The organism is Caulobacter sp. (assembly GCF_017744445.1).
GTDB lineage: Bacteria > Pseudomonadota > Alphaproteobacteria > Caulobacterales > Caulobacteraceae > Caulobacter.
On sequence record NZ_JAGIBH010000006.1, the window covers coordinates 341,287 to 365,510 of the forward strand.

20 protein-coding genes are annotated in these 24,224 nt (G+C 67.8%); 11 read left to right on the top strand and 9 right to left on the bottom strand.

Annotation, left to right across the window (positions count from 1 at the left end; all coding sequences use genetic code 11):
* Nucleotides 1–5 precede the first annotated feature (5 nt).
* The 3 genes from J7528_RS11500 (at nt 6) to J7528_RS11510 (ending at nt 1,780) form a co-directional block, all read left to right on the top strand.
* Nucleotides 6–689, top strand: coding sequence for a hypothetical protein (locus tag J7528_RS11500; RefSeq protein WP_291874198.1), 684 nt, complete (start codon nt 6–8; stop codon nt 687–689).
* A gap of 20 nt (nt 690–709) precedes the next feature.
* A complete protein-coding gene (locus J7528_RS11505) occupies nt 710–1,111 on the top strand; it encodes a hypothetical protein (RefSeq protein WP_291874201.1) in 402 nt (133 codons plus the stop codon).
* Between the two features lie 159 nt (nt 1,112–1,270).
* Complete coding sequence (locus tag J7528_RS11510; RefSeq protein ID WP_291874203.1) at nt 1,271–1,780, top strand: single-stranded DNA-binding protein; 510 nt, start codon at nt 1,271–1,273, stop codon at nt 1,778–1,780.
* 209 nt (nt 1,781–1,989) lie between these two features.
* Here the strand turns inward: J7528_RS11510 and J7528_RS11515 are convergent, their stop codons facing one another.
* Nucleotides 1,990–2,538: a GNAT family N-acetyltransferase gene (locus J7528_RS11515; RefSeq protein WP_291874206.1), complete on the bottom strand. Its 549-nt coding sequence runs from the start codon at nt 2,536–2,538 to the stop codon at nt 1,990–1,992.
* Between the two features lie 319 nt (nt 2,539–2,857).
* On the opposite strand from J7528_RS11515, the gene ppdK reads away from it, so the two are divergent.
* The 4 genes from ppdK (at nt 2,858) to J7528_RS11535 (ending at nt 7,741) form a co-directional block, all read left to right on the top strand.
* On the top strand, nt 2,858–5,545 hold the full coding sequence (ppdK, locus tag J7528_RS11520) for a pyruvate, phosphate dikinase (RefSeq protein ID WP_291874208.1): 2,688 nt from the start codon (nt 2,858–2,860) through the stop codon (nt 5,543–5,545).
* Between the two features lie 76 nt (nt 5,546–5,621).
* Entirely contained in the window at nt 5,622–6,281 is a 660-nt protein-coding gene (locus tag J7528_RS11525; RefSeq protein WP_291874210.1) for a class I SAM-dependent methyltransferase, read from the top strand.
* A gap of 88 nt (nt 6,282–6,369) precedes the next feature.
* Nucleotides 6,370–6,816: a heme-binding protein gene (locus J7528_RS11530; protein WP_291874212.1), complete on the top strand. Its 447-nt coding sequence runs from the start codon at nt 6,370–6,372 to the stop codon at nt 6,814–6,816.
* 10 nt (nt 6,817–6,826) lie between these two features.
* On the top strand, nt 6,827–7,741 hold the full coding sequence (locus J7528_RS11535; RefSeq protein WP_291874213.1) for a DUF4861 family protein: 915 nt from the start codon (nt 6,827–6,829) through the stop codon (nt 7,739–7,741).
* 250 nt (nt 7,742–7,991) lie between these two features.
* Here J7528_RS11535 and wrbA read toward each other — a convergent pair whose 3' ends face one another.
* Complete coding sequence (wrbA, locus tag J7528_RS11540) at nt 7,992–8,591, bottom strand: NAD(P)H:quinone oxidoreductase (protein ID WP_291874217.1); 600 nt, start codon at nt 8,589–8,591, stop codon at nt 7,992–7,994.
* Between the two features lie 73 nt (nt 8,592–8,664).
* On the bottom strand, nt 8,665–9,369 hold the full coding sequence (locus tag J7528_RS11545; RefSeq protein WP_291874218.1) for a pirin family protein: 705 nt from the start codon (nt 9,367–9,369) through the stop codon (nt 8,665–8,667).
* Between the two features lie 142 nt (nt 9,370–9,511).
* On the opposite strand from J7528_RS11545, the gene J7528_RS11550 reads away from it, so the two are divergent.
* Nucleotides 9,512–10,405, top strand: a complete 894-nt coding sequence (locus J7528_RS11550) for a LysR family transcriptional regulator (protein ID WP_291874220.1) — start codon at nt 9,512–9,514, stop codon at nt 10,403–10,405.
* Here the strand turns inward: J7528_RS11550 and J7528_RS11555 are convergent, their stop codons facing one another.
* From J7528_RS11555 to J7528_RS11565, 3 genes are all read right to left on the bottom strand, one after another.
* On the bottom strand, nt 10,406–10,891 hold the full coding sequence (locus J7528_RS11555; protein WP_291874222.1) for a hypothetical protein: 486 nt from the start codon (nt 10,889–10,891) through the stop codon (nt 10,406–10,408).
* A 62-nt stretch (nt 10,892–10,953) separates the two neighbouring features.
* Complete coding sequence (locus tag J7528_RS11560) at nt 10,954–13,557, bottom strand: hypothetical protein (protein ID WP_291874224.1); 2,604 nt, start codon at nt 13,555–13,557, stop codon at nt 10,954–10,956.
* Nucleotides 13,558–13,644: 87 nt separating this feature from the next.
* Nucleotides 13,645–14,967: an Hsp70 family protein gene (locus J7528_RS11565; RefSeq protein WP_291874226.1), complete on the bottom strand. Its 1,323-nt coding sequence runs from the start codon at nt 14,965–14,967 to the stop codon at nt 13,645–13,647.
* Between the two features lie 223 nt (nt 14,968–15,190).
* Here J7528_RS11565 and J7528_RS11570 point away from each other — a divergent pair, with 223 nt between their 5' ends.
* Together J7528_RS11570 and J7528_RS11575 are read left to right on the top strand one after the other, a co-directional pair.
* Nucleotides 15,191–17,029 carry a methyl-accepting chemotaxis protein gene (locus J7528_RS11570; RefSeq protein WP_291874228.1) on the top strand — a complete coding sequence of 613 codons (1,839 nt, stop codon included), beginning with the start codon at nt 15,191–15,193 and terminating at the stop codon, nt 17,027–17,029.
* A gap of 55 nt (nt 17,030–17,084) precedes the next feature.
* Entirely contained in the window at nt 17,085–18,266 is a 1,182-nt protein-coding gene (locus J7528_RS11575; protein WP_291874230.1) for an NAD(P)/FAD-dependent oxidoreductase, read from the top strand.
* 39 nt (nt 18,267–18,305) lie between these two features.
* On the opposite strand, the gene J7528_RS11580 is transcribed toward J7528_RS11575, so the two are convergent.
* From J7528_RS11580 to J7528_RS11590, 3 genes are all read right to left on the bottom strand, one after another.
* Nucleotides 18,306–20,513, bottom strand: a complete 2,208-nt coding sequence (locus J7528_RS11580) for a DEAD/DEAH box helicase (RefSeq protein WP_291874232.1) — start codon at nt 20,511–20,513, stop codon at nt 18,306–18,308.
* A gap of 207 nt (nt 20,514–20,720) precedes the next feature.
* Entirely contained in the window at nt 20,721–21,359 is a 639-nt protein-coding gene (locus tag J7528_RS11585; protein ID WP_291874234.1) for a DsbA family protein, read from the bottom strand.
* 78 nt (nt 21,360–21,437) lie between these two features.
* Nucleotides 21,438–22,763, bottom strand: coding sequence for a PleD family two-component system response regulator (locus tag J7528_RS11590; protein ID WP_291874236.1), 1,326 nt, complete (start codon nt 22,761–22,763; stop codon nt 21,438–21,440).
* A gap of 205 nt (nt 22,764–22,968) precedes the next feature.
* On the opposite strand from J7528_RS11590, the gene J7528_RS11595 reads away from it, so the two are divergent.
* Entirely contained in the window at nt 22,969–24,096 is a 1,128-nt protein-coding gene (locus J7528_RS11595; protein WP_291874238.1) for a CaiB/BaiF CoA-transferase family protein, read from the top strand.
* Nucleotides 24,097–24,224 lie beyond the last annotated feature (128 nt).

Below are 24,224 nucleotides of genomic sequence, written 5' to 3' on the forward strand. Positions count from 1 at the left end.
TGGCCATGGACTTTCTGAAAGATCGACGGATCATCATCGGCGGCGGCGCGACGCTCGCGCTGCTGGCTGGTCTGGGCATCGCCGTGGCCCTGATGTCGGGCCATGACAAGAAGCCCTCCGAAGAGCCGCCGGCCTCGCGCGCGGGCCTGATCGTCGAGACCGGACGCGACGACGACGCCAAGCTGGACCCGGCGCGCCCGCTGCGCTGCTTCGTGGGCGGCAGTTTCGTCGGCGAGATCACCCTGGCCGAGTGCGCCAAGAAGAACGGTGTGGCCACCGGCGCCCTGGACGTGGGCGTCGACGAGACTGGCGCCCTGGCCGCCGCCGACCAGGCCGGCACCGTCCTGACCCCGCTGCCGCCGACGCCTACCGTCGCCGCGCCGGCCGCGACCACGCCGTCGAACCCGGCGACGCCTTCGGTTCCGAACGCTTCGGCCAACACGCCGCTGGCCGCCTGCTGGCGCTATGCCGGCAACGAGTGGCGACGCCTCCCGGGCGACATCACCCTGAACGCCTGCGCCCAGCAGCTGTTCGGCGGACGTTGCGAGAAGACCGGCGGCGCCACCTATGGCCGCTGGGGCGAGGAAACGCTGCGCCTGGTGCCGGGCCGTGTTGAGATCTCGGCGGACAATCGCAGCTTCCACACCGCCTTCGACCAGGGCCCGAACTGCTCTATCCCGAACGGCTGATTGGTTTATAAGTGTAATCCATGAGCAAGACCGTCCTCGCCGCCGCCGCCGTTCTGACCGTCGCCGCCTTCGGGCTTTCGGCCTGCGAGAAGCAGACGAAGGCGCCGTTCGAGCAGGGCGTCTGCTTCCAGGTGGCGACCAACAAGGACGGCACGCTGCGCTACAATCCGGTGGAGCGGAACGTTCCCCAGATGGAGCTGTGCGCCGCCGCGCTGGAGGGCATGCGCGTGCGCTTCGTGCGCATGGGCCAGTCCAACAGCAAGGGCATGATCGGGGCCTACCAGGGATCCTTCATCTTTATCGAGAAGGAAGGGATCTATGTCGGCCAGACCTATGAGGGCCCGCGCTTCATGTCGCTGGTCCGCACGGGCGACGGCCGCCTGGCCGTGCCGGGCGCCATTCGTCGCGAACCCGCCCAGTAAGGCTTGATGGAAGAGGGCGGGGCGCTTCGTCCGTCCACAGCCCTCTTTCCCGTCCACAAGAACGTTCCGGGAACAAAACTTGCTTCCGGGCTAACGTCTCGTTAACGTCCGCTCTCAGATTCCGGCGCAAGGGTCGCCGGGCGAGAGCAAGGTCGTACGATGGCGGGCAGCGTCAACAAGGTCATTCTGGTGGGCAATCTTGGGGCCGATCCCGAGATCCGCAGCCTGGGTTCGGGCGACCGCGTCGCCAATCTGCGCATCGCGACGTCGGAGACCTGGCGCGACCGCAACAGCGGCGAGCGCAAGGAAAAGACCGAGTGGCACCGCGTCGTGATCTTTAACGACAACCTGGTGAAGGTCGCCGAGCAGTACCTGCGCAAGGGCTCGACCGTCTACATCGAGGGCGCCATCCAGACCCGCAAGTGGACCGACAACACCGGCGTCGAAAAGTACTCGACCGAGATCGTGCTGCAGAAGTTCCGTGGCGAACTGACCATGCTGGGCGGTCGCGGCGACAGCGCCGGCGCCTCGTCGGGCGGCGGTGACGAGTATGGCGGCGGCTACGGCGGCGGTGGCGGCAACTTCGGTGGCGGCGGCGGTCAGCGCAGCCAACCCAGCGGCCCGCGCGAGAGCTTCTCGGCCGACCTGGACGACGAGATCCCGTTCTAGAAAAACGGCTATTTCACCGAATGTGCGGATCGTCACAGTCCGATCCGCGCCTCGGTCTTAGACGAAATCGGTCTGCTTCTTGTGGGAGTCGGACCGGTGGGGACAGTGGAGAGCCCGGACGGCGGCCTTGAGCCAATGACGGAGAGCCCTCCACGGGGGCGACGGCGAGCGGACCTCGGACGGTCCCTCGCCGTTTTCTTTTGTGGGCTCTAGCGGAGCAGGGCGGCCGGATCCGCCCACCGATATCGCACCGTATCGACCTCACGGCCGCCCGGCACAGTCTCTCGATACCGCGCGACCTCGGCCCCGCCCTTGCGGACATAGAAGCCCAGCGCCGCTTCGTTCGGCGCGTAGACCTCCAGATGCAACGCTGCGCCGCCATGGTCCTGGATCAGCCAGCGCGCGGTCTCAGCCAACAGAGCCGAGCCCAGACCGCCGCTCTTGCGCTCGGGCGCGACGTGCAGGTTGTCGACCAGGCAGCCGACCTGCGGATTGATCCGGAACGAGGCATAGGCGAGCGCGATGGGTTCGGCGCCGTCCATGGCCGCCAGGATCAGGTCGGTCGCCGGATCGAAAGTCTTGAACCGCGCTCGCCACGTCGCCCGCGAGACTTCGAAGAGCTCGTGATCCAGGAAGGCGTCGCCATAGAGGCCGCGATAGGCGATCTGGCGACTGCGGGTGTGCAGATCGGCGATCCTGTCCGCGTCGTTTTGGGACGTCTCCGTGGCGTGGCCGAGTCGGACGATGTGCGGATCCATGCACACATGGAAGCGTTTTGCGGTGCGAAGACAACCCGCCCCAATCGTCCGGTTCCGGCTCAAGTCGCGGGTTTGCGGCGCGGATGTCCGAAATCTGGCCAAGCCTGTCGGGCGGACAACGTTGTCATTGGAATTATTTGCCGAATTCTCATGTTAAGTCCCGGAACGCGAAGCGCCAGTGGACGCGTTCTTGGGCGAAGTGCTACTGAGACGCCCGGATATTGCACTGCGGGATCACGACATAGCAGTGCTGTTCCAGGGCGAGACGACCTCCAAAGAGAGGCGCGGCCTTCTTCACTTACTCGCAGGGTGAGAACAAATGCCGGTTGAGACGTTGACCAAGGCCCGTTGGGTGTACGCTTTCGGTGGGGGCGGCGCTGACGGCGACGCCTCGATGAAGAACCTGCTCGGGGGCAAGGGGGCCAATCTCGCGGAGATGTCGGCCCTGGGCCTGCCCGTGCCGCCGGGCTTCACGATCACCACCGAGGCCTGCGTCCACTACTATTCGAACGGCAAGCAGTACCCGGTCGAGCTGGCCGATCAGGTCAAGGCTGGCCTGGCCAAGATCGAAGAGATCACCGGCAAGAACTTCGGCGACGTGGCCAACCCGCTGCTGGTCTCGGTGCGCTCGGGCGCCCGGGCCTCGATGCCGGGCATGATGGATACGGTGCTGAACCTGGGCCTGAACGACGAGACCGTCGAGGGCCTGGCCAAGCTGTCGGGCGACCGGCGCTTTGCCTATGACAGCTATCGCCGCTTCATCCAGATGTACTCGAACGTCGTGCTCAATCTGGAGCACCATATGTTCGAGGAGATCCTGGACGACCACAAGGATCGCCTGGACGTCCATGTCGACACCGGCCTGACGGCCGACGACTGGGCCGAGGTCATCAAGGACTACAAGAACGCCGTCCGCGACCAGCTGGGCAAGCCGTTCCCGCAGGACGCCCAGGAGCAGCTGTGGGGCGCCGTCGGCGCCGTGTTCGCCAGCTGGATGAACGACCGCGCCAAGTTCTATCGCCGCATGCACGACATCCCGGAAAGCTGGGGCACGGCCGTGAACATCCAGTCGATGGTGTTCGGCAATATGGGCGACACCTCGGCGACGGGCGTGGCTTTCACCCGTAATCCGTCGAACGGCGACAACCGCCTGTACGGCGAGTTCCTGATCAACGCTCAGGGCGAAGACGTGGTGGCGGGCATCCGCACACCGCAGTCCCTGACCAAGGCCGCCCGCGAAGAGATGGGCGACGTCGCCCCCTCGATGGAAGAGGCGATGCCGGAGGTGTTCGCCCAGTTCAAGTCGGTCGTAGAGACGCTGGAGCGTCACTACCGCGACATGCAGGACATCGAGTTCACGGTCGAGCGCGGCACGCTCTACATGCTGCAGACCCGCAACGGTAAGCGCACCGCCAAGGCCGCGCTGAAGGTCGCGGTCGACATGGCCGCCGAGGGCGTGATCAGCAAGGAAGAGGCCGTCGGCCGCGTCGAACCGGCTTCGCTGGACCAACTGCTGCACCCGACCATCGACCCGACCGCCCACCGCGACGTGATCGCCGTCGGCCTGCCGGCTTCGCCCGGCGCGGCGACCGGCAAGATCGTCTTCGACAGCGACGCGGCCGAAAAGGCCGCCGCCAATGGCGAAGCCGTAATCCTGGTGCGGGAAGAAACCTCGCCGGAAGACATCCACGGCATGCACGCCGCGCGCGGCATCATCACGGCGCGCGGCGGCATGACCAGCCACGCCGCCGTCGTGGCGCGCGGCATGGGGCGTCCTTGCGTCTCGGGCGCCGGCGACGTGTCGATCTTCGCCAAGGAAGGCCTGTTCCGCGTCCGTGGGCGCGAGTTCAAGGCCGGCGAGATCATCACCATCGACGGCTCGACCGGCGAAATCCTGGCGGGCTCGCCCAAGATGATCGAGCCCGAGCTGACCGGCGACTTTGCCACCCTCATGGGCTGGGCCGACCAGGTCCGCCGCCTGAAGGTGCGGGCCAACGCCGAGACGCCGCTGGACGCCAAGACCGCCCGCCAGTTCGGCGCGGAAGGCATCGGCCTGTGCCGCACCGAGCACATGTTCTTCGACGACACCCGGATCGCCGCCGTGCGCGAGATGATCCTGGCCGACGACGAGAAGGGCCGCCGCACGGCCCTGGCCAAGATCGCCCCGTTCCAGAAGGCGGACTTCGTCGAGCTCTTCACGATCATGGAAGGCCTGCCGGTCACGATCCGCCTGCTGGATCCGCCGCTGCACGAGTTCCTGCCGCACACCGAGGAAGACGTGCAAGCCGTGGCGACCGCCACGGGCCTGGACGCCGCCAAGCTGCTGCGCCGCGCCAAGGAGCTGCACGAGACCAACCCGATGCTGGGCCACCGCGGCTGCCGCCTGGGCGTCTCGTATCCCGAGATCTACGAGATGCAGGTCCGCGCCATCCTGGAAGCCGCCTGCGAAATCGCCAAGTCGGGCAAGGCCGCTCCTGTGCCGGAAATCATGCACCCGCTGGTCGCCAAGGGCGAGGAGATGAAGTACCTGCGCGACCTGACGGACCGCGTCGCCAAGGCGGTGCTGGAAGAGCAGGGCGTCGATCTGAAATACACGGTCGGCACCATGATCGAGCTGCCCCGCGCGGCTCTGCGCGCCGCCGATCTGGCCGCCAATGCCGAGTTCTTCAGCTTCGGCACCAACGACCTGACCCAGACGACGTTCGGCATCAGCCGCGACGACGCCGGCAAGTTCCTGGGCGCCTATATCGACAAGGGCATCTTCGAAAAGGACCCCTTCGTCAGCCTCGACCAGGAAGGCGTCGGTGACCTGATCCGCCTGGCTGCCGAGCGTGGCCGCGCGGCCCGTCCGGACGTCAAGCTGGGCATCTGCGGCGAACACGGCGGCGACCCGGCCTCGATCAGCTTCTGCGAGAAGGTCGGCCTCGACTACGTGTCGTGCTCGCCTTACCGCGTGCCGATCGCCAGGCTGGCGGCGGCGCAAGCGGCTCTGGCCAACAAAGCCTAGAACTCAGAGAGGGGCCTCGGACTGGACAGTCCGGGGCCCTTTCCCTATCCGGGGTCAGGTATCTCGGGGGAACTTCATGGCCTATCTGCGCTGGCGCCGGTTCACGGAACTGATGTCCCTGGACCGTCCGTGGCTGGGCGAGCTGTTCATGCGCAAGCGGAACAAGCCGATCGTCGCCGCGCCGGTCGAGAAGTGGGACGCCGAGTACCAGGACGGCGTCTATGACCGCCTGAACCGCTCGGACCAGCGCCACCATCACCGCCTGCTGGCCGCCGTGATCGCCGACCGCTGGCCCAATCCGCGCGTGCTGGAGATCGGGGCGGGCGAGGGCGTGTTCTACGAGGCCCTGCGCGCCCATCGGCCGGCGCGTTATGTCGGTGTCGACTTCTCCAAGCCCGCCATCGATCGCGGCGAGACCCGCCTGGCGCCCGAGATCGCTATCGGCGAGGTCAAGATGCTGCTGGGCGACGGCCGCACCTTCGAGACCGACGAGACCTTCGACGTCGTGGTGTTCTCTGAATGCATCGAGCACCTGGGCGAGGTCGAAGACCTGGTCGCGCACTACGCCCCGAACCTGAAGCCCGGCGGCGCGGTCGGCCTGACCATGTGGCTGGCGCTCAAGCCCCTGCGGCTGTGGCATCGCCTGAAGGCCATGGGCGAGGTGTTGGACGAGGCGGTGATCAACACCCCGTGGGGCGGCGGCTGGCTGATCGCGCTGGTGCGGCCCAAGGGCTGATCATCTGCATTATCCAATTTTCGATTTTGGCTAGACCAATTTTCGGCGCGCGCTATATCCGGAAGCAAGACTTCTGGGAGGAAGCACGATGCTGGCGATCCTGGCCTTTGCCGCGAGTGTGGCGTCCGAACCGCTGACGCTGCCGACCGCGATCGACCTGGCCAAGGCCGCGATCGACGCCTGCGCCGCCAAGGGCGCGCATGTTTCCGCCGCCGTGGTCGACGCGAAGGGTAACCCGCTGGTCGTTCTGCGCGATGAGCAGAGCCCCAAGCCCCCGATCGCCGCGCCGCGCAAGGCCAACGCCGCCGTGGTCTTCGACCAGCCGGGCAGCGTCATGGAGCCGCGCGAGAAGAGCGACCCCGACTTCGCCGCCAAGATCAAGGCTGACCCCGACCACCTGAACCCGCACGCCGGCTCGCTGCCGCTGCATGTCGGGACGACCGTCGTCGGCGGGCTGGCGATCGCCGACACCACGCACGAAGGCGCCGATGCCTGCGCTCGCGCGGCCCTGGCCAAGTTCCCGCAATTCCACTGAGGCGTTCCCGATGATGAAGACCCTGGTCCTCGCTTCCGTCCTGGCCCTGTCGATGGGCGCTGCCAACGCGCAGGAACATGCGCCCGCCACGCCGCTGGCCAAGCCCGACGCCGAGGGCCAGAAGCCTCGCGCGGCCGTCACCCTGGCTCCGTACCGCTTCAACGACATCCTGTGGGAGAACGACCGCACCGCCCATCGGATCTACAGCCGCGACCTGGAGAAGGCCGAGCCGCCGTCCACCTCGGGCATCGACGCCTGGGGCAAGAGCGAGCGCTGGCCCTATATGGACCGCCAGCTGCGCACTGGCGACCAGCACGCCAACCACGGCGAGGGTCTGGACTTCTACGACGTCGGCACCGGCCGCGGCGCGGGCGGGCTGGGGATCTGGCAGGACAACAAGCTGTGGACCTCGCGCAACTGGGCCAATTGGAAGGTGCTCAAGAACGGGCCGGACGTCGCCTCGTTCAGCGTCGACTACGCGCCGTGGCCGGTCGATGTGGATCGCAAGGTCTGGGAGACGCGGACCTTCACCCTGCCGCTGGGCACCAACTTCACGCGGATGGTCTCGATCATCAGCTCCGACAAGCCGGGCCCGCTGGTGGTCGGCATCGGCATTTCCAAGCGCAAGCGCGCCAGCGGCAATGGCGTGTTCAGGAAGGACCTGGCGCCGGGTCGGGTGACGTTCTGGGAGCCGGCCGATCCTGAGAAAGGCTCGATGGCCATCGCCCTGATGGTGGATCCTGCCTCGGTCGTCGAGGTGCGCCAGGACTTCGACAACTACTTGGTCCTGATCAAGGTCGAGGCCGGCAAGCCGTTCGTCTACTATATGGGCGCGGCCTGGGATAAGGGCCTGGACTTCCATACGCCGGCCGAGTGGGACGCCTATGTCACGGCCCAGAAGCCGGATTTCGACCCCAAGCACTAGAGTAACCCCAATCCCGTTTCCCCGGCGAAAGCCGGGGCCCAGATCCCACCCGCTGGGGCTGACGGGATAAAGGCTGAGTTTGTGGCGTTCACCCCAGCGCTCTTCCAGCTGGGTCCCGGCATTCGCCGGGAAGATCGGGTGAGGGGGATTTGAACGAAATCCGCCCCGAGGCTGGGAGGGAAGCCTCGGGGCGGTTCGTGGCCGTCCGCCTTGGGGGAGGGCGCGGACGGTCAGCTACGGCTGTTGGGGATCAGCCGTGCAGCTTGATGGCGGTCTCGGCGACCTTGCGGCCCTGGTAGCGGGCGCCGACCAGCTCGTTCTCGCTGGGCTGACGCGAGCCGTCGCCGCCGGCGATGGTGGTGGCTCCGTAGGGGCTGCCGCCGGTGACTTCATCCAGAGTCATCTGGCCGGCGTGGCCATAGTCCATGCCGACGATCACCATGCCGAAGTGCAGCAGGTTGGTGATGATCGAGAACAGGGTCGTCTCCTGACCGCCGTGCTGGGTGGCGGTCGAGGTGAAGGCCCCGCCGACCTTGCCGTGCAGCGCGCCACGGGCCCACAGGCCGCCGGCCTGATCCAGGAACGCGGCCATCTGCGAACTCATGCGGCCAAAGCGGGTGCCCGTGCCGACGATGATGGCGTCGTAGTCGGCCAGATCCGCGATGGCGGCGACCGGCGCGTCTTGATCCAGCTTGAAGTGGGCGTTCTTGGCCACCTCCAGCGGCGCGGTTTCCGGCACGCGCTTGATGTCGACCGTCGCGCCGGCTTCGCGGGCGCCTTCGGCCACGGCCTTGGCCATGGTCTCGATATGGCCGTAGGACGAGTAGTAGAGAACCAGAACCTTGGCCATGACGGCCTCCTTGATGAATGTCGGGAAGGTCGGACGCGAGGCTAGGCTGGCCTCGCGTCCGTTTCTTGAACGCTTAGGATTGAGCTGCGTCGACGAAGACCAGCTCGGCGTCTTCCAAGGCGGTGATCGTGACCACGTCCTCGTCCTTGATGCCGGCGCCGTCGCGGGCGTCCAGCTTGACGCCGTTGACTTCGACGACCCCGACGGCCGGGACCAGGTAGCCGATGCGGTCCTTGCCCAGGGCGTAGGTGGTGCTCTCGCCGGCCTTCAGCGTGGCGCCCAGAACGCGGGCGTCGGTGCGGATCGGCAGGGCGTCGGCGTCATCGGCAAAGCCCGAAGCCAGAGTCACGAACTTGCCCGAGCGATCGCCCTTCGGGAACGGCTTGGCGCCCCACGAGGGAGCCGCGCCGAAAGTCTTGGGCTCGATCCAGATCTGGAAGATCCGGGTCGTTTCCGGCTCGAGATTGTACTCCGAGTGACGGATGCCCGTGCCCGCGCTCATCACCTGGACGTCGCCGGCCTCGGTGCGGCCCTTGTTGCCCAGGCTGTCCTGGTGGGTGATCGCGCCGTCGCGGACATAGGTGATGATCTCCATGTCGCTGTGCGGGTGCGGCGGGAAGCCGGTGTTCGGAGCGATCTCGTCGTCGTTCCAGACCCGCAGCGCGCCCCAGTTCATGTTGCTGGGATCGTAGTAGCTGGCGAACGAGAAGTGGTGCTTGGCCTTCAGCCAACCGTGGTCGGCGCCGCCAAGCTTGTCGAACGGTTTGCGGTCGATCATGGCTCTAACCTTTCTTTCCCTCTGGGCCTTGGCCCTCTGGTGCGCCGCCTCGGCGCGTCCTGTTGAGGAGAAGATAGGGGATCTGTCGGGATCTGAAATGGAAACTGTTGAAACTCATTGTTTCCAAAACTAAGCTAAGGCGATGTCCAAGCTTCCCGATCTCGAAGGCCTCGCCGTATTCGCCAAGGTGGTGGAGCTGCGCTCGTTCGCCGCCGCCGCCGATGACTTGGCCATGTCCAAGGCCACGGTCTCCAAGGCCGTCACCCGGCTGGAGGAACGGCTCGGCGCGCGGCTGTTCAACCGCACCTCGCGGCGCCTGGCCCTGACCGACGCCGGCCAGTCCCTGGTCGAGCGCGCCACCCGCGTGCTGGCCGAGGCGCAGGCGGCCGAGGAGGAGGCGTCCAACCAGTCCTCCGCCCCGCGCGGTCTGGTGCGGATGGCGGTGCCGATGTCGCTGGGTATCACCAGCTTGGCGCCGGTGCTGCCGGGCTTCTTCGAGCAGTACCCGGACGTCTCGATCGACTTGCACCTGTCTGACGCCACTATCGATCTGGTCGGCATGGGCTTCGACCTGGCTCTGCGCGTGGCCTCGTTGCCGGACAGCTCGCTGGTCGCCCGCCGCCTGCGGGCCGTGAAGCGCCATGTGGTGGCCTCGCCGGGCTACTGGGACCAGCATGGCCGCCCGAACCATCCGGCCAGCCTGGCCGAGCATCGCGGCCTGACCTATGGCCATCAGTCCGCGCCCGAGACCTGGCGCTTCCAGAGAGGCGGCGAAGAGGCCTCGGTGCGACCGAAGTCGGTGATCCGCGCCAACAACGGCGACGTGCTGGTCCCGTCGCTGGTCGCCGGCGTCGGCGTTGCGGTGCTGCCGGACTTCATCGTCGGCGCGGCCGTGGCCGATGGTCGCCTGGAGGAGATCCTGACCGACTGGGTCGCCTCGCCGATCGCCCTGCACCTGGTCATGCCGCCCGGCGGGCCCCGGCCGACGCGGGTGGAGGCCCTGGCCAACTATCTGGCCAAGGCGCTGGGGCGCTAGCTACTTCACCCGCTTGAAGGTCAGGCTCTGGTCCGGCGGGCCGGGCTGGCCGTCGACGTCTTGCTCGACCTTCAAGGTGTCGGGGTCGGCCAGCCAGACCTTCATCGACTGCTTGCGGCCGGTCTTGTTGCTGGTCACGGCGGTGACGCCGTGCGGGCCGTCGCGATGGACGCTGATCATCACGATCTGGGTGTTGACCACGGCCTTGGTCGGCGTGCCGTCCAGCGGAGCGTCGGCGAACTGGATGGCGGCCAGGCCCTCGGCGTCCTCTTCGATCAGCGTCCAGGCCAGGCTCTTGCCGTCGTCCTTGGTGACGTCGACTTCGGCGGTCAGCGGCGCGGGGCCGGTCAGGGCCTCGTTGAAGTTCGAGGCCTTGAGGTCGATCGTCCAGCGCCCAGCGGCCCCCAGGGGCGCGTTCTGAGCGAGGACTGGAGTCGCCGCCAACAGGCCGGCGGCGATCAGGAAGGGAAGGGCGGAACGGGTCATGGAGCGCCTTTCGTGCAGGCTTGCATCAGACGCCCGCAAGGCCTGGTCGTCTAGAAGATTCCCTACAGGCTCTCCACCTGGGCCGGGGTGAACGCGCCAACCTGCATCGGCGTCATGGCCGCGAGGTTCGTCGTCGACAGATAGTCCAGCTGGTTGATGGTCAGGCCGGGGATCTGGGCGGGCAGGATGTAGCCGATCTGCGTCGTGGTCAGGGCCGCGATCACCGAGGTCGACAGCGAGCCCAGCTGGGTGGCCGTCAGCCCTTGCACCTGGGTGGCGTTGAACTGGGCGAAGGCGGTCGAGGACAGGCTGCGCAGCTGGAAGGCCGAGAAGCCCTTCATGGCCGAGGGCGACAGCGAACCGATCTGCTCGGCCGCCATGGCGGCCAGATTGGTCACCGAGAACGCCACCACCTGTGACGCCGTCAGGGCCGCGACCTGAGTCGTGGTGAACTCGCCGATATCCGTGGCCGACAGCGCGCCCAGCTGGGTGGCGCTGAGGCCGGAGACCTGACTGCTGCTCAGCGCCTGGAAAGCGGTGGCGTCCATCCCGCTGATGCGGCTGGCCGAGAAGCCGCCGATCTGGGTCCCCGACAGGGCGTAGACCTGCGCGGTCGAGAACTCGGCGAAGTCGGCGTCGGTCAGCCCGCCCATCTGGGTGGCGGTCAGGCCGGCCAGTTGTGTCGCGGTCAGGGCCGAGATCTGGCTCTGGCTCAGGCTGTTGAAGTTGGTCGTCGACAGCGCGCCCATCTGCGTGGCGGTCAGGTTGGCGATCTGGCCGGTCGTGAACTTGCCGAAGTCGTACTCCGACAGGCCGTCGATCTGGGTGGTGGTGATCGCAGCCTGCTGGCTGGCGGTCAGGGCCTGGACCTGGTCGTGGTCCAGGCTGTTGAAGTTGGTGGTGCTGAGAGCCGCGAACTGCGTCGGGTTGAGGGCCGCGACCTGGGTGTGGGTGAAGCGGGCGAAGTCGGACGGCGACAGCGCGGCGATCTGGGTCGTGGTCACGCTGGCCAGCTGGGTGGCGCTGAAGCTCTGGATCCGGTCCCAGCTGATGGCGCTGAAGGCCGTATTTGAGAGGCCGGCGATCTGGCTGGGCCGCAGCTGTTGGATCTGCTCGGCCGTGAACTCGCCCATGTCGGCGTCGGTCAGGCCGCCCATCTGCGTCGTGGTCAGGGCGGCCAGCTGGGTCGCGCTCAGCGCCTGGACCAGGTCCCAACCCAGGCTGTTGAAGCTGGACGTGCTCAGCGCCGCTACCTGGGAGGTGGTCAGCGTCTTCACCTGGGTGGGCGAGAGCGACGAGAGGCCGGTCTGCGACAGGCCGCCGATCTGGCTGGGGCTGAGGCTGCTGAGCTGCGTCGAGGCCAGGCTCTGGATCTGCAGGTCGCGGAAGGCATTCAGCTGCGTCGGCGTCAGCGCCGCCAGCTGGGTGGTCTTCAGCAGCGCGATCTGCGACGTCGCCAGCTCGGCGATCTTGGTCTCGGACAGACCGCTGATCTGGGTGGTGCTGAGCGCCGCCATCTGGGTGGTGTTCAGAACCTCGATCTGCCCCTGGCGCAGGGTGTTCAGCTGGTCGCTGGTCAGCGCCGCCACCTGGCTCGCCCCGAACAGCTTCACCTGATCGGGCGTGAACAGGCCCAGGGTGGTCTCCGACAGGCTGCGGATCCGGGTGGTGTTCAGCGTGGCCACCTGAGTGGCGGTCAGCCCCTCGACCTGGAACTGGCTGAGGCTGTTCAGCAGATCGGTGGTCAGGGCGTTGATCTGGCTGGTGGCGAAGTTGCTGACCTGATCGGCCGAGAACTCGGCCAAGTCGCTCTGGCGCAGCTGGCTGAGCTGGGTGGTGTTGATCGCCGCCAGCTGGGTCTCGTTCAGGCGGCCGATCTGGAAGGCCGACAGTCCGCCAAAGCCCTCGGCGCTGAGGCCGGCCAGCTGCGCGGCGCTGAAGTTCTCGACCAGGCCATCGGCGAAAGCGGCGGTCTGGGTGGCGCTCATCGCCCCCAGGCGGGTCGCAGACAGCATGCTCAGCTTGGTGTCGAGATTGGCGATCTGGGTCGCCGACAGCGCCTGCAGCTGGGTCGTCGTCATGCCGCTGACCTGGGTGGCGTTCAGCGAGGCGATGCGCGTGCCTTCGAACGACTGGACTAGGTCGCTGGAGAGGCCGGACAGCTGCGTCGAGGTGAGAGCCTCGAACTGTTCGCGCGACAGCTCGCCCAGGTCGGTGGCGTCGAACGCGGCCAGCTGGGTGGCGGTCAGCTTGGAGGTCTGGGTTACGTTCAGGCTCGAGACCTGGACCGCGTCCAGGCCTTTGAAATGGGTGGCGTCCAGACCGCCGACCTGGGTGGCGGTCAGCACCTGCAGCCGCTCGGCGTCCAGCTTGGCCAGCTGGGTCGAGGTCAGGGCGTTCAGCTGGCTGCCGCTGAACGAGGCCAGTTGCTCGGCGTCGAAGATCAGGGTCTGGGAGAAGGCCGGGATCTGGGTGGTCTTCAGGCCCTTCACGGCCGTGTTCGACAGCGCCGAGACCTGGGTGGCGTCCATGGCGCCCACCGAGGCTTCCGACATCGCGCCCAGTTGCGTGCTGGTCAGCTGTTCGACCTTGGTGGCCGAGAGGCTCTTGACCGTCGTGACCGACAGGGCGGCGATCTGGGCGGCGGAGAGGTACGAAATCGGCACTGGATTCGTTGCCCTGCAAGGTCGCGACGCGAATCGATCGCGTTAACCATAGGGCAATGTCGCCAGCACGACCATGCGGCGAACTGGCTAGCTTGCCCGCATCGTCCAGAGATCCAGGTCCGCTTCGCGGCCGATCAGGGCCAGGCCCGAGGCGATGGACTCGAACTCACCGCCGCTTTCGATCTTCTCCGCCCCGAAGCGACGCAGGAAGATCTCGCGCACGGCTGGCACGAACGAACTGCCGCCGGTCAGGAAGACGCGGTCGACGCCGGCCTCGGTCAGGCCCGCGCGGTCCAGCGCCTCGCCGACGGCGGTCTCGATGGCGGTCAGTTCAGGGTTGATCCAGCTCTCGAATTCGCTGCGCTGGACGGTCTTTTCGATCTCGACCGAGCCGGCGTGGAAGTGGAAGGTCGCCTCCGTCTGGGCCGACAGCGCCTCTTTCAGCGCCGAGACCGACTTGTACAGGGCGTAGCCGTGGTTGCCGTCCAGCACCTCGATCAAGGCGGAGATCTTCTCAGGCTCCAGGGCCGTGCGCTCCAGGGCGCGGATGTCGCGCATGTCCTTGGAGGCGCGCAGCAGGGCCAGCTGGTCCCAGCGGGCGAAGGCGGCGTAGTAGCGCTGCGGGATCGGCAGGGCGTTGGAGAACGACTTGTATTCCGAGCCCTTGCCCAGCTCGGGCGAGACCAGCTGGTCGATGATCCGGTAGTCGAAGGCGTCGCCGGCGATGCCGACGCCCGAGCGCGACAGCGGCGTCGAGCGCAACGTGCCGTCGGCGTCGCGTTCGAACCGCACGAGCGAGAAGTCGGACGTGCCGCCGCCGAAGTCGGCGACCAGCACGGTGGCGTCCTGCTTCAGCTGTCGGGCGAAGAAGAAGGCCGCTCCGACGGGCTCGTAGGCGTAGCGGATGTCCTCGAAACCCAGGCGCTTGAAGGCCTCTTCATAGCGGGTCAGAGCCAGGGTCTCGTTGGGCGAGCTGCCAGCGAAAGTCACCGGGCGACCGACGATGATGCGCGGGGGAAGCTGGTCCAGCTGGCCGGCGGCGTGCTCCTTCAAGCGCAGCAGGAAGGCCGCCAGCAGGTCCTCGAACAGATAGCGCTTGTTCAGGATCCGCGTCTCGGTAAAGGCCTGCGAGGCGGCGAAGGTCTTGAACGACTGGATGAAGCGCGTCTCCAGCGGATCTTCCAGATAGGACTCGATGGCCCACGGGCCGGCCTCGACCACACGTTCGTTGGCCGCGCCACCGACGCCTTGCACGCTGTGGAAGCTGAGCGCCGAGCGGAAGGCGAACAGGTCGCGATTGTCGATCGAGAAGCGGACCAGGCGCGCGTTGTCGTCGCCGTGCGTCAGCGAGACGACGGTGTTGGTGGTGCCGAAGTCGACGCCAATGGTCGGCGCAAGAGGGGCCGTCATGGGATGGCTCGATATGGTCGGAACGGGGAGGGGCGTGCGTCGTAACGCCTCCCTCGGGAAGGTCAAGCGCGATGACCGGGTTAAGCGCTCATTTACGGTCGGCGGACGACTGTTCAGGCCAATTGAACCGGAGAACGACGATTCGTCTGACACCGGTGTCGCCGAAGCGCGAAAACTCGATTGGACGCAGTGTTGGGGCGTCCTGTGTATTTGGGGGAACGCTGTGAAGCTCGACGATCTGAAGGTCTCGTCCAAGGTCCTGCTGCCGGCCCTGGTGCTGGCTGTCGCCACCGTGGCCTGCGCCGGTCTGGGCGTGTGGCAGCAGAAGCGCGCCGACGCGGCGACCGAGGTGCTGGTTAAGCACCGCTCGCCGGCCGAGGTGCAGTCGGCCCGCTTCCTGCGTCGGATCAGCATGATGGGCTATGCGGCCCACCGCACGGCGACCTATGAGGGCGCCTCCGAGCAGGCCAACGCCGCCTCCCAGGAAATGGACAAGGTCTATGCCGAGGGTGTCGAGAGCCTCGACAAGATCACCGCCGCCGATCCCAAGACCGCCGACTACACCGCCGGCATGAAGGCCAAGCTGGACGCGGCCTATGCCGACGCCCGCTCGGCCGCCGACCTGGCCTTGAAGAACGACGACGCCGGCGCCGTGGCGGGCCTGACCAAGGTCGATCCGGCCATCGACGCCATGGCCAAGGAAGGCAAGGCTTGGGGCGACGTCTACAACAAGGAAACGGCGGCCATGGTCGCCAGCGCCAGCAAGTCGGCCGCCGCCGGCTCGTGGCTGACCCTGCTGTTCGGCCTGGGCGCGGCCGCCTGTGGCATGGGTTTCGCGCTCTATATCGGCTCGTACAAGATTTCGCGCCCGGTGCGCTCGCTGTCGCGCAGCATGACGGATCTCGCCGCCGGCCAGCTGGACGTCGACGTGGTCGGCGCCGGCCGCAAGGACGAGGTCGGCCTGATGGCTCGCGCCGTCCAGGTGTTTAAGGACAACGCCGTGGCCCTGCGCTCGTCGGAAGCCGAGCAGGCCCGGATCTCGGCCGCCAGCGAGAGCGAGCGGACGCGCAACGAGCAGGTCTCGTCGACCGCCGCGCGCGAACAGGCCTTCGTCATGGAACGTCTGGCCGGCGCCCTGTCGCGCCTGTCGAACGGCGACCTGACCGTGCGTATCAACGACGCCTTCCCCGCGGGCTACGAGGCTATCCGCAACGACTTCAACGGCGCCATCGTCCAGCTGGACGAGGCCATGAGCGGCATTGTCGGCGTGGTCGGGACCGTAGGCTCCAGCGCCGACGAGATCGCCGCCGCCGCCGACAACACCGCCCGCCGCAGCGAGCAGCAGGCCGCCAGCCTGGAAGAGACCGCCGCCGCCCTCGACGAGATCACCGCCACCGTCCGCCGGGCCTCGCAGGGCGCCGGCGAAGCCAGCCGCGTCGTCACCTCGACCCGTACGGACGCCGAGAAGTCCGGCGAGGTCGTGCGCGGCGCCGTGGCGGCCATGAACGGCATCGAGCAGTCCTCGGCCAAGATCGGCAACATCGTCGGCGTCATCGACGAGATCGCCTTCCAGACCAATCTGCTGGCCCTGAACGCGGGCGTGGAAGCGGCTCGCGCCGGCGAAAGCGGTAAAGGCTTCGCGGTCGTCGCCCAGGAAGTGCGGGCCCTGGCCCAGCGCTCGGCCGAGGCGGCCAAGGAGATCAAGGGCCTGATCAGCGCCTCGACGGCTCAGGTCGATGAAGGCGTGCGCCTGGTCGGCCAGACCGGCGAGGCCCTGGACGGCATCGTGCTGAAGGTCGGCGAGATCGACGCCCTGGTGTCGGAACTGGCCGGCTCGGCCCAGGAACAGGCGCGCGGCCTCAACGAGGTCAACACTGCCGTCAACCAGATGGACCAGGGCGTGCAGCAGAACGCCGCCATGGTCGAGCAGGCCACGGCTGTCAGCCATTCGCTGAAGAACGACATCGGCGGTCTCGTCCAGATGGTCGGCCGCTTCAAGGTCAGCCAGGCGGCCCAACGCCCGCAGGTCGCCTCGCGCCCGGGCTATCGTCGCGCGGGCTGATTGACTTCCTCGGCTTGCTCCGGTCGAAGAGGCCGGAGCAAGTAGCGGGAAGACCTTGGAAAACTTCGACGTCCTGGTGATCGGCGCGGGCGCGGCCGGCATGATGTGCGCCATCGAGGCCGGCAAGCGCGGGCGCTCGGTGCTGGTGATCGACCACGCCAAGGCCCCGGGCGAGAAGATCCGCATCAGCGGCGGCGGGCGGTGCAACTTCACCAACACCGGCGCGTCGATCCATAACTTCCTGTCGGCCAACTCGAAGTTCGCGCTGTCGGCCCTGCGTCGCTATCGCCCCAAGGACTTCATCGCCCTGGTCGAGCGGTACGGCATCGCCTACCACGAGAAGGCCCTGGGCCAGCTCTTCTGCAACGGCTCGGCCATGCAGATCATCACCATGCTGCTGACCGAGATGAAGGCCGCCGGCGTCCAGCTGCGGCTGGAGACCGGCGTCGAGAAGGTCGCCAAGACCGAGGCCGGCTTCGAGGTCTCGCTATCGTCCGGCAAGGTCCAGTGCGCCTCGCTGGTCGTGGCCAGCGGCGGCAAGTCGATCCCGAAGATGGGCGCGACCGGTCTGGGCTACGACATCGCCAAGCAGTTCGGGCTGAACATCATCGAGACGCGGCCGGCGCTCGTGCCGCTGACCTTCGAGGCCGGCATGCTGGCGCGCCTGACGCCGCTGTCGGGCGTGGCCCTGGATGCCGTGGTCGCCCACGGCAAGACCAAGTTCCGCGAAGGCATGCTGTTCACCCACCGAGGCCTGTCGGGCCCCTCGATCCTTCAGATCTCGTCCTACTGGCGCGAGGGCGACGAGATTCGGGTAGACATGGTGCCCGGCGTCGACGCCCTGGCGGCGCTGAAGGCGGCCCGCACCGCCACGCCGCGTCAGGCGGTGGCGACGGTGCTCTCGACCCTGGTCCCCAGGCGGGTGGCCCAGCTGATCGCCGACGAGGAAGCGCCCGGCAAGGGCAATATCGCCGACTGCTCGGACAAAGTGCTGGGCCCGCTGGCCGCCGCGGTCAACGCCTGGACCTTCAAGCCGGTCGGCTCGGAAGGCTACCGCACGGCGGAAGTGACCCTGGGCGGGGTCGACACCGATGCGCTCGACTCCCGCACCCTGGAGGTCAAGGCCGTCCCGGGCCTGTTCTTCATCGGCGAGGTGGTCGACGTCACCGGCTGGCTGGGCGGCTATAATTTCCAGTGGGCCTGGGCTTCGGGCTGGAGCGCAGGCCAGAGCGCCTAAGAAAAAAGCCCCTCCGGTGAGGGAGGGGCTCTTCGTCATCTACTTCTTCTTGAACGGCTTACCGGCCGGCTTGCCGCCGGGCTTGGCGTCGAAGCTCTTCTTGAAGGGCTTGGGACCCTTGAACGGCTTGCCCGGACCCGCGTCGTCACGCTTGCCGGCATAGGGCTTCGCGTAAGGCTTCGGGCCGGCGGCGTTGTCGGCGAAGCTCTTCTTGAAAGGCTTCTTGGGCGCGTCGCCATCCGCACGCGGGGCGCGGGGTTTGTACTCACGCGGCGCATCGGCGCCGGCCTCGTGGCGCGGCTTGAAGGCGCGCTTGGGAGCGCCCTCGGAGTCCTGCGGCGAGTACGGACGCGGCGCGTCGTTGTCGCGCGGGGCGCGGCGCGGCTTGTAGTCGGCCTTGGGCTCTTCGCCACGCGCATAGGGCTTGGCATTGCTGAATCCGTCGTCGCCGAAGCTCGGACGCGGCGTATGATCGCGCGAGCCCGGAGCGTTGGCGCGCGGCGAACGCGGACCATCGCGATCTTCACGCGGCGGGCGCGGCTTGTACTCGCGCGGACCGTCGTTGTCGCCACGCGGAGGACGCGGGGTGAATTCACGACGCGGACCGGCTTCGCGAGCGGCCGGGGCCGTGGTCGGGGTGATCGAGACGTCTTCACGCACCGTCGTCTGGACCGCCGCGCCGAACTTCACGGACGCCTCGGCCGAGATCTCGAACTTGGTGTCGTAGTCGAAGATCCGGATCGAGCCGATGTCTTTCTTGGTGATGTGACCCAGGCGGCAGATCATCGGGATCAGCCACTTGGGGTCGGCATTGCCGCGACGGCCCACGCTGATGCGGAACCATTCCGAGCCTTCCATGTCCGCGCGCGGCTCGCGCACGGGGCGCTCGCCCGGCTCACCGGTGCGCAGGCGCGGACCCGGATCGGCGCCGTGGCGCGGATCGTCATAGATGTCTTCCGGCGACGGCAGCTTGGCGCGGCGAGTGCGGATCAGCGCGGCGGCGATCTCGACCGGCGTGCGCTTGGCCAGCATGGCCTCGGCCAGGGCGATGTCCTCTTCGGTCGAGACTTCGGCGAAGATCGGATCCTCGAGCAGGCGCTCCTGGTCCTTCTCGCGGATCGAGTCGGCGCTGGGAGCGCCGCCCCAGTCGGCCTCGACGCCGGCGGCGAACAGCAGCTGCTCGGCCTTGCGGCGACGGGTATAGGGCACGACCAGGGCGCTGACGCCCTTCTTGCCGGCCCGGCCGGTGCGGCCCGAACGGTGCAGCAGGGTCGCCTTGTTGATCGGCAGTTCGGCGTGAATGACCAGGCCCAGGTCGGGCAGGTCTAGGCCGCGGGCGGCGACGTCGGTGGCGACGCAGACGCGGGCGTGGCCGTCGCGCAGGGCTTGCAGGGCGTCGGCGCGTTCACGCTGGCTCAGTTCGCCCGACAAGCCGACGACGGCGAAGCCGCGCTCGCGCAGCTTGGCGTGCAGGCTGCGGACGCTCTCGCGGGTGTTGGCGAACACCAGGGCGCCGGGGGCTTCGAAGAAGCGCAGCAGGTTGACGACGGCGTGCTCGACCTCGTTGGGGGCCACGCGCACGGCGCGATATTCGATATCGCGGTGCGGCTCGTTGCGGCCGATGGTGTCGATGCGCAGGGCGTCGTTCTGATAGCGCTTGGCCAGTTCGACGATGTCACGGGCCAGGGTGGCCGAGAACAGCAGGGTGCGGCGCTCGGGCTGCGCGGCGTCCAGGATGAATTCCAGGTCCTCGCGGAAGCCCATGTCCAGCATCTCGTCGGCCTCGTCGAGGACGGCGACTTGCAGCTTGGACAGGTCCAGGTGACCGCGCTCGATGTGGTCGCGCAGACGGCCGGGGGTGCCGACGACGATGTGGGCGCCGTAGTTCAGGGCGCGCTGTTCACGACGGGCGTCCATGCCGCCCACGCAGTTGACGACCACGGCTTTGGCTTCTGCATAGAGCCAGGTCAGCTCGCGATTGACCTGCATGGCCAGTTCGCGGGTCGGGGCGATGACCAGGCACAGCGGCTCGGCGGCGCGCTCGAAGGTCTCGGCCTCGCCCAGCAGGGTCGGGGCGGCGGCCAGGCCGAAGGCGACGGTCTTGCCCGAGCCTGTTTGAGCCGAGACCAGCAGGTCGCGATCGGCGGCGTCGGCGGCCAGAACGGCGGCCTGGACGGGGGTGGGCTCGGCGTAACCTTGAGCGGCAAGAGCCCGCTCAAGAGCGGGGTGGGAGGCGGGGAAGGGCATATGGGTCCAGTTCACATCTGCGGCCGCGCACACAAACACGCGCGGCTCGCGCCAATGACCAAATCGGGCCCCTGTTGAAGCTCTAGGCTTCCCTCGGACCGCTTATTGGTCAAATTCCAACGAAAATAGCCCCCTCCGCGACGGAAGGGGGCTCACGAGAAGTCTTATGCGCTTGTTGCAGTGCAAAAAGCAAGGGCGGAGCGAAATTTAGCTCGCCAGCGCCTGATCGATCGCCTGGACGATGCGTTCCGGCGTCTCTGCGCCGACCACGGCGACCTTGCCGGCGAAGATGGCGAACGGCACGCCGGTCACGCCGCCCTGGACGGCCATGGCGTGCTCGCGGGCCACGGCCTCCTTGTCGGCGCCTTCGGAGAGCAGTTGCAGCACCACGGTCCGCTCCATGCCCGCCGCTTCAGCGATGTCGGCCAGCACGACGGGGTCGCCGATGTCGAGGCCCTGCTCGAAATAGGCCTTGAACAAGGCTTCGACGACCTGGTCCTGGACGCGCGTCGTCAGGGCCCAGCGGATCAGGCGATGGGCGGCGTTGGTGTTGGGCGACAGGGCGATGGCCTCGAAGTCGAACTTGATGCCTTCCTCGGAGCCGCCCTCGACCAGGGCCGCGTGCACGGCCTTGAGTTTCTCGGGATCCTTGAACTTGTTGGCCATGTAGGCCTTGCGGTCGACGCCTTCCTCGGGAAGCGTCGGATCCAGCTGGTAGGGGCGCCAGATCAGCTGAGCCTCGACATCGGGGCGCAGGGCCACGGCCGACTTCAGGCGGCGCCAGCCCAGATAGCACCAGGGGCAGACCACGTCGGCGACGACGTCGACGATCAGTTGCTGGGCCACGGCGCACTCCTACGAACGATGTCCGCTACAGGACGTGTTCCATATAGGGGCTGCCGCTACGGCGCCCAAGCGTGAAGCTTAGCCGGCGTCGCGCTTGAGGGCGCTGGCGGCGGCGCGTTCCAGGGCCTTGACCGCGCCTTCGCCGCGCTGGACCTCGGCCACGCCGATGTCGAACTCGCAGACGAACGGCGGACGGTCCTCACCGGCGTCGAAGGCCGTGCAGCCGATCACGGCGGCGATCCGCTCGGCGGCGGCGCGGGCGGCGTTCTGGTTGGTCGCCGGCAGGGCCAGGGCGAAGACCTCGGTGGCCAGGCGGGCCGGGGTGTCCTCGACGCGGACCAGGCGGCCGACCATCGAGCCGATCTGCGGAATGGCGCGGTCCAGCCAGCCGTTCTGGCGAGCCCAGACGGTTTCGGGCTTGTCGGCGATGCGCAGGACGCAGATCGACAGCGGCCGGGCGCGCTCGGCGGCGGCCTTGGCCAGGCGCGCCAGGTGGGCGGCGAATAGGTCGCGGGTGAAGAGGCCGGTGGCGGCGTCCATCAAGCCCGAGCTGCGGGCCTTTTCCAGAGCGCCGCGGATGGACTCGCCGCGGCGGAAGCTGCGGGCAAGCTCCATGACTCGCATGGCGGTTTCGGTTTCGGGCGTCTCGGGCGAGGCCACGTCGGACACGCCGCGATGGAACGCCTCGGACATGGTCACATAGCTCTCGGCCTTCAGGTACAGCAGGGCCGGGATGTGGAAGAGGCGGGTGTTGCGGCGCATGCCGGCCGCGATCGACAGGGCTTCCTGCTGGCTGTCGCCGGCCCACAGGACCACCGAGTCGAAGGCCCGCTCGTGCAGATAGTCGAAGGCCGTGTAGGCGGTGAAGGCGCCGACCACCTCGGCGCCGCTGCCTTGCAGGGCGTTGGCCAGGGCCAGGAACTGCGGAGCCGGTTCGCCCACGGCCAGGATGCGGAACGGCGTCTCGGCGTTTTCCGGCAGGTCCAGGCGACGGCCGCGCTCGCCGAAGGTCTCGAGACGCAGCTCGAACTCTTCCTCGGCGATGGCGGTGCGCACCAGGCTTTCCAGGCGCAGGGCGGCCTGGGACGGATGCAGCGGCGGCGACAGGGTCAGGTCGAAGGCCTGGTTGCGATAGTCGCCGTCCGGATCGCCGATGGCGATGACGGGCAGGCGGCGCGGGGCGACGGCGGCCTTGAGGCGGCGGGCCAAGGTCTGGGTCTCGGGACCGGCGCTGGCCAGGTCGACGATGACGGCTTCGATCGGCAGATCGCCAAGCGCGGCGAGGGCGGCGTAGGGACCGCGCGCGGTGATCGTGCGCCAGCCCAGCCGGTCCAGCCCTTCGGCCAGCGGTCCGGCGCGAACGTCGTCGCGCGCCACGATCAGGATCCGGGCGTCAACCGCCAAAACAACCTCCGCCCGAAACCCCGTGTGGCCAGTCCCACAACCGACCCTGAGATTCGACGCTGCAACATAGCAGAGGCGTTGCGACGTCAAAGGTACGGAACGCCGCAGGCAGGGGATGAATCCGTAAGGGCTTGCCTGACCGAACGTCAGGGTCGTTCTAGTGGCCGAAACCGGTGTCGAAAGAGCGCCGAAAGGGAGACGCGTCATGGGCCAGGGGCCGCTTTCGGGACTGAAGATCGTCGAGTTCGCCGGCATCGGTCCGGGACCGTTCTGCGGGATGCTGCTGTCGGACCTGGGCGCGGACGTCGTGCGCATCGACCGCAAGGGCCAGGGCAGGGGCTCGCCGGCCGATGTCACGGCGCGGGGGCGGCGTTCGGTGGCGCTGGATCTGAAGCACCCCGAAGCCATCGAGACCTGCCTGAAGCTGCTGGAACAGGCCGACGGCCTGATCGAGGGCTTCCGACCAGGGGTCATGGAGCGGCTGGGACTGGGGCCGGACGCGGCGCTGGCCCGCAATCCCAAGCTGGTCTATGGCCGCATGACCGGCTGGGGCCAGACGGGCCCCTATGCCAAGGCCGCCGGCCACGACATGAACTACATCGCCATCACCGGGGCGCTGGACGCCATCGGGACCTCGGACAAGCCGGTGCCGCCGCTGAACCTGGTCGGCGACTTCGGGGGCGGGGCGCTGTACCTGGCCTTTGGTCTGCTGGCCGGGGTGATCCATGCGCGATCCACCGGCCAAGGCCAGGTGATCGACTGCGCCATGAGCGACGGCGCGGCCTCGCTGATGGCCATGTTCTACGGCTTCAAGGCCGGCGGCATGTGGAACGAGGGACGGCGGACCAACCTGCTGGATGGCGGGGCGCACTTCTACGACACCTACGAGTGCGCCGACGGCAAGTGGATCTCGATCGGCTCGATCGAGCCGCAGTTCTACCTGCTGCTGCTGGAAAAGACCGGCATCACCGACCCGCAGTTCCAGCACCAGATGAGCCGCGAGGAGTGGCCGGAGCTTCGCCAGAAGCTGGCGGCTGTGATCAAGCAGAAGAGCCGAGACGCGTGGTGCGCGATCATGGACGCCACCGACGTCTGCTTCGCGCCGGTCCTTTCCATGGACGAGGCGCCCAAGCACGCTCACAACGCCGCCCGCGAAACCTTCGTCGAGGTGGCCGGGGTGATGCAGCCGGCGCCGGCGCCGCGTTTCTCGGCCACGCCAGGCGTCATCCAGGGACCGCCGCCGAAGATCGGCGCGAACAACGACGACGCCCTGGCCGACTGGGGTTTCTCGGCCGAGGCGATCGCCGGCTTGAAGGAAAATGGCGCCCTCTGACACCTGACGACTTCGTTCAGATTGGGTTCAGGCGGCGGGTCCTAGGTTGCGGGTGTCGACCGGTCGCTGCGCCATCCGTCCCTCGATGTGGCGATCGGTTCACAGGTACATCCTGCGGAGGCGCGTCG